The organism is Nostoc sp. FACHB-152, assembly GCF_014697475.1.
Classification (GTDB): Bacteria; Cyanobacteriota; Cyanobacteriia; order Cyanobacteriales; family Nostocaceae; genus Nostoc_B.
Genome location: NZ_JACJRV010000054.1, coordinates 37063 through 48050, shown reverse-complemented (window position 1 = coordinate 48050; position 10988 = coordinate 37063). Strand labels below are relative to the sequence as shown.

The 10988-nt window shown below is 41.3% G+C and carries 10 protein-coding genes; 5 read left to right on the top strand and 5 right to left on the bottom strand.

The window, feature by feature from the left end; translation table 11 throughout:
- Positions 1–62: 62 nt before the first annotated feature.
- The 3 genes from H6G76_RS25765 to H6G76_RS25755 form a co-directional block, all read right to left on the bottom strand.
- On the bottom strand, positions 63–740 hold the full coding sequence (locus H6G76_RS25765; protein ID WP_190707486.1) for a hypothetical protein: 678 nt from the start codon (positions 738–740) through the stop codon (positions 63–65).
- Positions 741–1125: 385 nt separating this feature from the next.
- Positions 1126–3696 (bottom strand): PAS domain S-box protein, encoded by a 2571-nt coding sequence (locus tag H6G76_RS25760; RefSeq protein WP_190707483.1) that lies wholly within the window; start codon positions 3694–3696, stop codon positions 1126–1128.
- 185 nt (positions 3697–3881) lie between these two features.
- On the bottom strand, positions 3882–4580 hold the full coding sequence (locus tag H6G76_RS25755; protein ID WP_190707481.1) for a rhomboid family intramembrane serine protease: 699 nt from the start codon (positions 4578–4580) through the stop codon (positions 3882–3884).
- Between the two features lie 152 nt (positions 4581–4732).
- Here H6G76_RS25755 and H6G76_RS25750 point away from each other — a divergent pair, with 152 nt between their 5' ends.
- The 5 genes from H6G76_RS25750 to H6G76_RS25730 all read left to right on the top strand — a co-directional run bounded on the left by H6G76_RS25750 (position 4733) and on the right by H6G76_RS25730 (position 9077).
- Positions 4733–5254: a Ycf51 family protein gene (locus H6G76_RS25750; protein WP_190707479.1), complete on the top strand. Its 522-nt coding sequence runs from the start codon at positions 4733–4735 to the stop codon at positions 5252–5254.
- A 675-nt stretch (positions 5255–5929) separates the two neighbouring features.
- Positions 5930–7114 carry an iron-containing alcohol dehydrogenase family protein gene (locus H6G76_RS25745; protein ID WP_190707477.1) on the top strand — a complete coding sequence of 395 codons (1185 nt, stop codon included), beginning with the start codon at positions 5930–5932 and terminating at the stop codon, positions 7112–7114.
- A gap of 19 nt (positions 7115–7133) precedes the next feature.
- Entirely contained in the window at positions 7134–7313 is a 180-nt protein-coding gene (locus H6G76_RS25740) for a hypothetical protein (protein ID WP_190707474.1), read from the top strand.
- The gene (locus tag H6G76_RS25735) at positions 7310–8509 is read left to right on the top strand and encodes an aspartate aminotransferase (protein ID WP_190707471.1); all 1200 of its coding nucleotides are present in this window, start codon (positions 7310–7312) and stop codon (positions 8507–8509) included. Before H6G76_RS25740 ends, H6G76_RS25735 begins: the two co-directional genes overlap by 4 nt.
- Before the next feature lie 229 nt (positions 8510–8738).
- Complete coding sequence (locus H6G76_RS25730) at positions 8739–9077, top strand: helix-turn-helix transcriptional regulator (protein WP_190707468.1); 339 nt, start codon at positions 8739–8741, stop codon at positions 9075–9077.
- Positions 9078–9126: 49 nt separating this feature from the next.
- Here the strand turns inward: H6G76_RS25730 and H6G76_RS25725 are convergent, their stop codons facing one another.
- Together H6G76_RS25725 and H6G76_RS25720 are read right to left on the bottom strand one after the other, a co-directional pair.
- On the bottom strand, positions 9127–9672 hold the full coding sequence (locus tag H6G76_RS25725) for an RNA 2'-phosphotransferase (protein ID WP_190707465.1): 546 nt from the start codon (positions 9670–9672) through the stop codon (positions 9127–9129).
- The gene (locus tag H6G76_RS25720) at positions 9654–10964 is read right to left on the bottom strand and encodes an amino acid permease (protein ID WP_190707462.1); all 1311 of its coding nucleotides are present in this window, start codon (positions 10962–10964) and stop codon (positions 9654–9656) included. The genes H6G76_RS25725 and H6G76_RS25720 overlap by 19 nt, the downstream gene beginning before the upstream one ends.
- Positions 10965–10988: the final 24 nt, after the last annotated feature.

Sequence of the window (10988 nt, the reverse complement as noted above, 5' to 3'; positions counted from 1 at the left end):
CTGCATCAGTGAAGTCGCTGGAATACGCCATTAGCATTGGATTTTAGATGCTGAGGAGTACCTTAATTCAAAACCTCATAAGATGTCAAATGGGTTCTATAAGTAAACGGAACTGACAACGGCTGTCCAAGAATGTTAATAACGGCTTGACCGTTTGCAGAAAATTTACCTGAAATAGTATGCTCACCCGGAGATAAAGGAGTCAGAAAAACACCAACTTGGAGAAAATTAGAGCCACCATTCGGTAGCCCTGGAGTCAACACTGGCCCGCCGATGTAACGAGGGTCATCAATAGTGGTTTTTACACCATCAACTACAATTTCAAAAGTTGCTCCTAGCTGTTGGGAACCAAAAACGTAATTAGCTGCTGCTTGTGAATTATTAGGATAATTACCAACCACAGGAGGTGAGTTATCGCTAGCACCGAGGGGAACGAATAAGATTGTGCCAGGACGTACAGTAAAAGTGCCTGTGTTGTTAGTGAAATCTTGAATATAAAGGATTTGGAAGGGTGTTTGAGGTAAAAAAGCTAAATTGTTTCCACTTGCAGTGAAGTAAGCGATCGCTTTAGCTACATCATTTAGTGAATAACCTAGCACCTTTGTAGTTGGTGGTATGATATTACCACCATACAGGTTTAGCTGTTTGGTTGTTGGTTCTGGAACTTTTGTTAATGAAGTTTGTGGAATCTTCTCTTGAGCAAATGCTGCTTCTAAAGAAAGGAACGAAGTGCTACTCATAGAAGTAGCGCAAAGCAAACACGCAAGTATGTGTCTGATCATAATCAAAGCTTCCCAATATTTCTAGTAATTCCAAACATTTGTAATTATTAGCTTTAACAAGTATATTTGGATACTTATTATGACTGAGTAGTTCAAACCCATGCAGAGTCATGCAAGCATCAACGCAAAGATGATGCTCTATGATTTTTTGAAACAAGAGACTGTAAATCTGAAGGAATTTTAGTAAAAAGGCAAATAAATGGAAAGTTTTTATTACTAAATTTAAAAATGGGCAATTTTGCCTGTTTTTGATTGTAAACAAGCAATTCGTGAGTATATCTTGTTATCGTATTGGATACAAGTAAAATATTCTTAAATAATTCAGATATACCTATTTGCAGTATTAGTGCTTAATTAAGCTGACGATCGCATCCACCAAAACATCTGGATCTACTGGTTTTGATACGTGCATCTGGAAACCAGATGCTAGTGCTTGCTGCTGGTTCATTTCTCCAGCATAAGCTGTTAGGGCGATCGCCGGTATATTTCCTCCTTGTTCTGGCGGCTGCTGGCGTAACTGACGTATCAGCATATAACCGTCTACTTCTGGCATCCCAATATCACTAATCAAAATATCCGGTAGCGACTGCGATATTTCTTCTAAAGCTTCCCCTGCTGATGTGACTGCGGTGACATCCACACCATAATCTTGCAAAATGAAGGTCACTAAGTCACGGATATCCGGTTCATCATCTACCACTAAAATTTTCACACCAGAAAGATCTGGAGTTTCAGAAACATCAGGGGGTAATTCTTGCTGATCACGTTTGACCTGTTGATTAGTTACCAATAACGGTATTCTGACAATGAAAGTTACACCCAATCCTTCGCCTGGACTTTCTGCCTTGACTGTTCCGCCATGCATTTCTACGACTTGACGCACAATCGCCAGCCCTAAACCTAAGCCGCCAAATTTGCGGGTTGTTGTGCCATCAGCCTGACGAAAATAATCAAATACGTAGGGCAAAAATTCTGGTGTAATTCCTTTGCCTGTATCGCTGACTCTAATTTGCGCTTGGCCATCAACTTCTTGAACTTGAATTTCTACTTGGCCTGCTGCTGGCGTAAATTTAACTGCATTCGACAACAGATTCCAAACTACTTGTTGCAAGCGATTAGGATCGCCCATGACTTGCCCGATACTGTGGTCAAAGAGGGTATAAATCTGAATTGACTTGGCTTCGGCTGCCAAGCGTACTGTATCTAATGCTGCCTCAACTACCATATTTAAGCTAACAGGACAGACATTTAAGCTTAGTTTGCCTTGCAGAATTCGGGAGACATCTAGTAAATCTTCAATTAATTGGGTTTGTAGTTTGGCGTTACGTTCAATTGTTTCTAATGCTTGTTTGGTTGTTTTTTCATCAAATTTGCGATTACGCAGCAATTTCGCCCAACCCAAAATCGGGTTGAGTGGAGTTCGCAGTTCATGAGAGAGAACTGCTAAAAATTCATCTTTGATGCGGTTAGCAACTTCTGCTTCTCTACGGGCCAAGCGTTCTTTTTCGAGGAGGCGATCGCGTTCTTGTTCAGCCCGCTTGCGATCGCTAATATCTAGAACAAAAGCTACCCCGTTATCTTGAGAATCATTTAATAAAGCTATCCCTAAAACAACTGGTACTCGCTTACCGTTGCGGTGGATATACTCTTTCTCATAGATCTGCGAAACTCCAGTTGCTTGAACTTCTGCAAGCGCGCATTCGTCTAAATGCAAATACTCTTTTGGAGTGCATTTTCGCCAATCAATTTTACCTAAAGCAGCAAACTCTTCACGTGTATAACCCGCTAAGTTTAAGTAAGCATCATTAGCATCAGTGATATAACCCTCCATATTCCAAAAAGCTACACCGATTAAGTTAGACTCAGACAATTGTCGGAATCTGGCTTCACTTTCGCGTAATGATTGTTCTACCTTTTTGTGTTCCGATATATCACGAGAGACTATAATTACACCCTCGATGCTTTGGTTGTGATCGCGTAATGGCGTGACAATATATTCGTAATAACGGATGCCATCTACTGTGACTAATTTACATTCATCCTTGATGGGTTCGCCAGTTGCAATCACCGTTTTTTGTTGCATCTGTACCTGTGCGGTAAAGTCTCCGGGCAAATCTAGTTCTTGCAGTGCTTTACCCAGGAGATCCTGGGATTTTAAGCCCAAAATAGCAGCACCACCATGACTTACATACTTATGACGACCTGCGCGGTCAAAAATATAAATATGATCTACGGATGCAGCCAAAATAGTATTTAAGAGATTTGCTTGTTCTTGAACTTGGGTTGTGAGTTGACGGGTGTTTTCTTCTGTCTGCTTTTGATCGCTAATATCCATGCATACGCCTAACATTCGTTGCGCCTGCCCCTGCTGGTTATAGTAAAATTTTCCGCGAGCCGAGATCCAATGCAGGCTTTGGTTAGGCCAAATCACTCGAAATTCATCTTTGTAGTCAATCTTGTCTGCCAAAGCAGATGCAATCCTTTCTCTCACACTTTCTCTATCATCAGGATGTATACGGGATAGAAAAGCTTCATAAGTTCCACTAAAGCTACCTGGAGTTAAGCCGAACAGCAGTTCCTGACTTTCAGACCAGATTAATTTATTGGTGGCAACATCCAAGTCCCAAAAACCCATCCACGCAGCGTCTATTGCAAGTTTCAGCAATTGTTCGCTGTCTTGAAGGGCAAGTTCAATTTGCTGCCGTTCCGCTTTTTCTTGTTGGAGTTGTTGCAGTGTAAATGCCATATCTGCCTGACTATGAGGATTTTTGTGTGCTGTTTGCCCTTGTGCTTTGAGTTCAGTCAGTTGCGCCTCTAGTTCTAACTGTCTGTACTGATACTGAATTTCTAATTCTTCTAACTCTGCAACACGCTGCCGTAAAGCTGCTAATTCATGTTTATCCTGGTCTAGCATCTTGAAAACCATTAGCAATAAAAAATCATCCTAGAAACGGCAGATACTCCACAGTTTGAGTAAATATGGATTTTTTTCTTATAACCTACGATCTCTCACTTTATATATAAAGTATTCTGCCGCAAGATATATGTTAAATTGTTCAGTCTATAATTGACCTATTTCTTTTAGCAGAAGTTGGAACTTCATTTCTGGATTTTTATGTAAGCTGCACCAATTACGCCAGCAACGATTTGCAACCCGTAAGCTAGGCTAGGTGAATTTGCACGAGATGGTGGTATATTTAAACTGCCAATGCCGTAAAATACCTGTTGAGTAAACCACCAAAATAGATAAAAAATCACAGGGATTTCTGTAGGAATATATATTAATAATAATGGCAAAACACTGTAGACTTTTGCTTGAGGAAACTTTATATAGTATGCTCCTAAAATTGCGGCGATCGCACTATTAGCCCCAACTAACGGCACTGTCAAAGTTGGTTCAGCTATCACTTGGATGATCCCAGTCAAAATCCCAGCAGATAAATATAATCCCAAATAGCGTCTATGCCCCAGAAAGTTTTCGACAGTTTTGCCAAAAACCCATAAAAAAATTAAGTTACCTAATATCTGACTAAAACTAGCATGGATAAATAGTGCTGAAATTAGTGAAAGCGATCGCCAAGCCAAAACTACCCAAGCGGCAGAATTGATAAAAATTGCATTATGTATCGCTGCTGTTATCTGGGCTGGAATGATACCCCAATTATTAACAAAACTTCCTAATGCTCCACTCAGTTCTAATTGCAGTTCCCAGAAAAATATAGCAATATTAATACCAATTAGCCAATAATTGATAATTGGCTTGCTAGTAATTTGGATGCGATCGCTAATAGGAATCATCGGAATTAATCGTTTTTTATTTCTCAGTTAGAGTAACATCAGCAAACCCACCAAGAAATATTAATGACAAATTAGTTAAAACGAACACTAACCATTTCGGTAAAATGGGTGTGTTTGTAAAGAACACGAAGACACCTAATTAGCCAATTTGTATGTTCTCAACAGCTGACTTTCTTCAATACACCCAATGGTCGGGTATAGCCACATTAGTATTTGCGGCTTTAGCAGTGCTGGCTTTTATTTTAAAATGGGGCATCCGCTTTCGGCTGGTAGGTACAACTGGCTTTATGCTGGTGCTAACAGGCGGTTTATTCGCTCTCTCGTTAGTACCATTGAGTCGCACGGTAATTCCAGGAGCAGAAAAATTTACGCTGGTTTATGATAATGGTTCTACACAGGCAGTAATTGCCATTTCTCCAAAAATTTCACCCACAGCACTAGAAGCTACTCTGCGGCAAGCAGCTAGTAATCTGTACTCTTATGGTCGCTTAGGCCAACGCGGAGACAACTATTTGACAATTCGTGCGCGTACCCTTATACATCCCGAACCTGGGGTAACTGTACCACTTTACCTTGGCCAAATTAAACGCACGCTAGACACACGCGAAGATGCAGAGATGGCAATTGAAATTTATGCAGATAAATTTGCTCAACTGCCCAAACCAACTGCTTAATCTAGAAGAGAATATAGCAATCCTCAATCAGTAGCAAACAAATCTATTGCTTATTGCCTCTTCCCTATTGCCTGCCCCATGTTTAGGAAGTAGGTAAATCCCTTGACTGTTATGGGGATTTGGATAATGAAGTGTTGAAACGAGAAGGTGCAAGCCCTCTCGTTTTAAATATAAGTGCATATTTTTTCAGTGTTAAACAGAAAAACAGCTTGAACTATGGCCTGTTTCCCATTGCTACCTGAAGGACTTCAGAATCACATCCATTTTTTTGTATTTCAATATACAATAAGGATTATTTTTAGATTAAGATATGATTTACTAATTAAACTTGTGAAAAAATGCTGAGTAAGCACTAGTCATAGCTGATGGTGACAGGGAAACTGATTATTTGCCCTAAGACCATTTCTCAATTAGTAATTGTCGAGGCGTTTACTGCGTGTCAGTGAATGATATCGTGAATTACTTATACAGTTATTCAAAACTTTGATATTTCATAATTTTAGACTAATGGGCAACATTCAAGTCACGCCTCGTCGTCAACACAAACAAGTAAGAAAGTATGAAGTATGAAATTTTATACTGTGTTGCTATGCAGTCTTCATCTTCTTAGCTTTCTGCGCTATAGCTAAATTTACTAGGATCAAGAAAAATCAAGGTTTTGCCTAACTAGCTTATATGCCGGATCAATCTACTACTACATTATCTACTCAAACATCTAGTTCATTACTAGCACTAGCGATCGCACCTGCCAAGGTAATTCGTGGTGTAGGGGTGTTGCAAGCAGCACCAGCAGAGATTGCCCGTTTGGGTAGTCGTCCTTTAATTATTGCAGGCGATCGCACGCTGGCTCTGACCCAAAAAAGTTTACAACCAATTCTAGAACAGCAACAATTGCACACTGCCCAAGCTTCTTATGGTGCAGATTGTTCGGAAAGTAGCCTGAAATCTTTAAGAAAGGCAGCTAAAGAACATAAAGCCGATGTCATCATTGGTGTTGGCGGTGGGAAAGCCTTGGATACAGCTAAATTAGTCGCCCATCAGTTGCAATTACCAGTGGTGACAGTTCCCACCTCGGCGGCTACCTGTGCAGCTTGGACTGCCCTTTCTAATGTGTACTCTGAGGAAGGAGCATTTTTATATGATGTGGCGTTGTCTCGCTGTCCTGATTTATTGATTCTCGACTATGATTTAATTCAAACTGCACCACAACATACATTGGTAGCAGGAATTGGTGATGCGATCGCTAAGTGGTACGAAGCCTCTGTTAGCAGTGGACACTTAGAGCAAACTTTGATTATTGCCGCAGTGCAACAAGCAAGAGTTTTGCGTGATATTTTATTCCAAAAGTCAACCGTCGCTTTGCAAAAACCAGGTAGTGAAGTTTGGCAAGAAGTTGTTGATGCCACAGTTTTACTCGCAGGAGTTATTGGCGGACTGGGTGGGGCGCAGTGCCGGACTGTAGCTGCCCATGCTGTACACAACGGTTTAACTCACATCGCCGGACATAGCAGTATCCACGGCGAAAAAGTCGCATTTGGCATTTTGGTACAACTGCGTTTAGAAGAAATGATTCAAGGCAATCAATTAGCAACTACTTCTCGGCAACAGTTGTTGAAGTTCTACGCAGAGATTGGTTTACCACAAAAATTAGATGATTTGGGACTTGGCAACGTTACATTAAGTCAGCTAAAAACAGCTGCGGAAATTGCCTTAGCCCCTAATTCAGATATTCATCGGCTACCTTTTAAGGTGGCATTAGAACAGTTGATGGCAGCTATGGTGTCAACAACTGCGCCTACAGATAGCAGAGAATCCAACAACCGAGTTTCTGCTAAGGCAATTGATGAGATAGAGGAATAAACTACTTCAACTTTGCAGTATGAATCCTGATCTTTTAGTGTTTTCTAGTTACATTGCCCATATCCAAAACTGGAATTTTGGGCAATTTCATATTTGGTTTCCTAGTTCTTTGACCAAATTTATCCACAGTTGGCAGCTGTGGTGGATTGGAGAAATTTTACTCACAAATCAACTGTATCAAGAAGTGGTACATCAATGACATCTAATTGGATCGCCCCAGCAGAACGCATACAAAAACTACCTCCTTATGTATTTGCCCGTCTAGATGAGCTTAAGGCTAAAGCGCGGGAACAAGGTTTGGATTTAATTGATTTGGGTATGGGCAACCCGGATGGCCCGACACCACAACCAGTGGTAGAAGCTGCGATCGCAGCTTTGCAAAATCCAGCCAATCACGGTTATCCGCCATTTGAAGGCACTGCTAGTTTTCGCCGTGCCATCACCGATTGGTATAATCGCCGCTATGGAGTGGTGCTTGATCCTGATAGCGAAGCCCTACCGCTACTCGGTTCTAAAGAAGGATTAGGCCATTTGGCAATGGCTTACATTAACCCTGGGGATGTAGTTTTAGTTCCTTCTCCAGCGTATCCTGCTCATTTTCGCGGGCCTGTAATTGCTGGGGCGCAAATCCACAGCTTGATTCTCAAACCAGAGAATGACTGGTTGATTGATTTAGCGGCGATTCCTGAAGAAGTTGCCCAAAAAGCCAAAATTCTCTATTTTAACTATCCCAGTAATCCCACAGCTGCCACTGCTCCGCGAGAATTTTTTGAAGAAATTGTCGCCTTTGCCCGGAAATATGAAATTCTGCTGGTGCATGATTTGTGTTACGCAGAGTTGGCTTTTGATGGTTATCAACCTACCAGTTTGTTAGAAATTCCTGGCGCGAAAGAAATTGGCGTAGAATTTCACACCTTATCAAAAACCTATAACATGGCTGGTTGGCGTGTGGGTTTTGTGGTAGGGAATAATCAAGTTATCCAAGGTTTACGGACACTCAAAACTAACTTGGATTATGGCATTTTTGCGGCTTTACAAACAGCTGCTGAAACCGCTTTGCAATTGCCAGATGTATATTTGCATGAAGTCCAACAACGTTATCGTACCCGCCGCGATTTTCTCATTCAAGGCTTAGGACAGTTGGGTTGGGATATTCCTAAAACTAAAGCCACGATGTATTTGTGGGTGAAATGTCCTGTAGGCATCGGTTCCACTGATTTTGCCTTGAATGTCTTACAACAAACAGGCGTAGTTGTCACCCCAGGTAATGCCTTTGGGGTTGCTGGTGAAGGCTATGTGCGGCTAAGTTTGATTGCAGATTGCGATCGCTTGGGTGAAGCTTTAAATCGCTTTAAACAAGCTGGTATCCGCTATCAATCAGAAGCCTTGGTTTAGGTTGGCAAATCACAAATTCTGTGTTACGGCATTGCTGATGTCAAAGTTTTACTCTGCAATGCTGTACCATAACAATCGTTAAGATAGTTAGGACATCGGTAGCTAATAAAACTTAGATTCTCAAAAACTTTTCACTCTGTAACCTGTCACCTATTACCTGTTACCTGTTCCCTACCACAAATCTATAGTTCACAATAGAAATGGCGTATTTTAAGCAACACCAACCTTCATGCAAGCTTCTACTTCGACCATTCCACATTTAATTGCAGCCGCTTTTCACGCACTTTCCGATCCTCTGCGGATTCATGTGATAGAACTGCTGCGACAGCGAGAACTTTGTGTGTGTGATTTGTGTGATGCTTTAAAGGTAAGTCAATCAAAACTTTCGTTTCACCTCAAAACTCTGAAAGAAGCGAGTTTAGTTAACTCCCGCCAAGAAGGGAGATGGATTTACTACAGTTTGAATATTCCGCAATTTCAGGTTTTAGAGAAGTATCTCGCGGGATTTAGCCATAATAGTGTAATTTCGCCTGCGATTTCTTGCTGCGATTTAGGCAGAGGTGAATGAATCCGCAATGAACCTAACCAAATAATAAATTTTTAGTATCAATCATCTTTCAAAGTCTATGCAGATATTCAGGTGGTACGGCATCTACTAACCAAACGCCATTATCTGAACAGTAGAAAGTATACCCTGCTTGATGCATAGCGGTTGCATCCACAGCAAACACTACAGGTTTACCATGTCGTGCGCCTACAGTTTCGGCTGTAGCAATATCTCGTGACAAATGCACGTGATGACGAGACATTTTGCATAGTCCTGTTTGTAAAATAGACTCGACTGATTTGTGTCCTGTACCATGATATAAAACATCTGGTGGGACAGCAGGTTGCAATTGTAAATCAACTTCTACACTATGTCCTTGGTTGGCACGAATTAAAGCCCCTGTAGAGTCAAACGAAAAGCGTTTTTTCTCATTGGTGGCAACTACTTGGGCTAATTCTTCACGGGTGATAGGGAACTGATGTTGAGTACAAGCTGCTAAAAGTTCATCAACTTTTACCCAACCACCAGCAGCCAGTGTAATTCCAATGTGTTCTGGTTGGTGGCGCAAATGTTTGCTTAAGTATTTACTAATTTTGACTAGGCGCGCAGTATCCATAAGAAAATAATCTGTTTCAAAATCAGGCCTAATGCTACGCCAATCATAATAATTAGTGTTAGCTTACCGCCAGGAACAAGCCTATTTGTGTGTTGCAGTTGTTGACGTTGTTTCCAGGTTGCTAATGCTGGGATAATTCCGCCCAAGATGGAGATGCTGAAAGTACCAGCAAAATCTAAGGCAGTAAGGAAAATATTGGGGTTGATTGCACCCAAACTCATCGGCGGTAATAAAATCAATGAATATAAAGGTAAGCGATTAGCTGTTTGAGTTTGTGTATTTGGGGAAATATCTTTAAATAAATCTAGCAAGCCATACACAAAGCCGATAAAAGATGTGGCGATCGCAAACTCTGAAAAAATAGATACTAATACTCCTAACCATTGTCCACCGCCACCAGCCCGCAGCACTTGCAGGGGATCGAAAACAGCTTGACTACCAGCTTTCAATATATCTGGACTGACGCTACCCAAAATCACCGCATTCCAAGCCAAGAACATGATTAAAGGTATTGCAGAACCAATAGTGATGGACTGACGAATTTTGCGGCTATCTCCTTCTAGCTGGGTGACGACAACAGGCACAACGTTATGATAAAACAATGCTACTAACATGACTGGGATGGCAGTTCCTAAAGCATTCCAGTCTTGAAACAAGAAATGTACAGTTTTAACTTGGGTGATTCCTAAAAACAATAGTCCGAGAAAAGAAGCAAGGACAATTCCTACAAAAGCGTTATTCAATTTTTCTATCAACTTTTCTCGTCCTACATACATAATGCCGCCAAATAGCAGCGTAAAAGCCACAGTCCCCACCCAGCTAGGTAGGATGTTTTGCATACCCCACACATGGGAAACCGCAGAGACTAGAATATCTCCACCTTGGGTGATATAAGCTACTAGTAAAGCATAGTGCAGAAATAAATATGCACCACCAAAGATTCTTGCTCCTGCTTGACCTAATGTGTTTTCAACCATTGCTAACAAGCCTATGCTCGGACGACCTGCTAAACGCATGGTGTTAATACTTACTTCGGCAATCAACAGACCTGAAATTAAGGCATATAACCACACAGCAATTAGTAAAACTGTGGAAGGTATGACACCAGAAGGCAATGTGACGGCAGGTAATGCTAAAATCCCTGCGCCAACGGTTGTGCCTGCAATTAAGGCTGTACTTCCTAACACACTACCGGGTTGATGAGTCACCTGGTTGCCATCAACTTTCAGGTGAGAAAACAATCGTGTGACTTCTTTTTGATGTGCTGGAAAAGCAGTCTTGATTGTGGTCATGCTGAGTAGATGTTAAGTTATGTG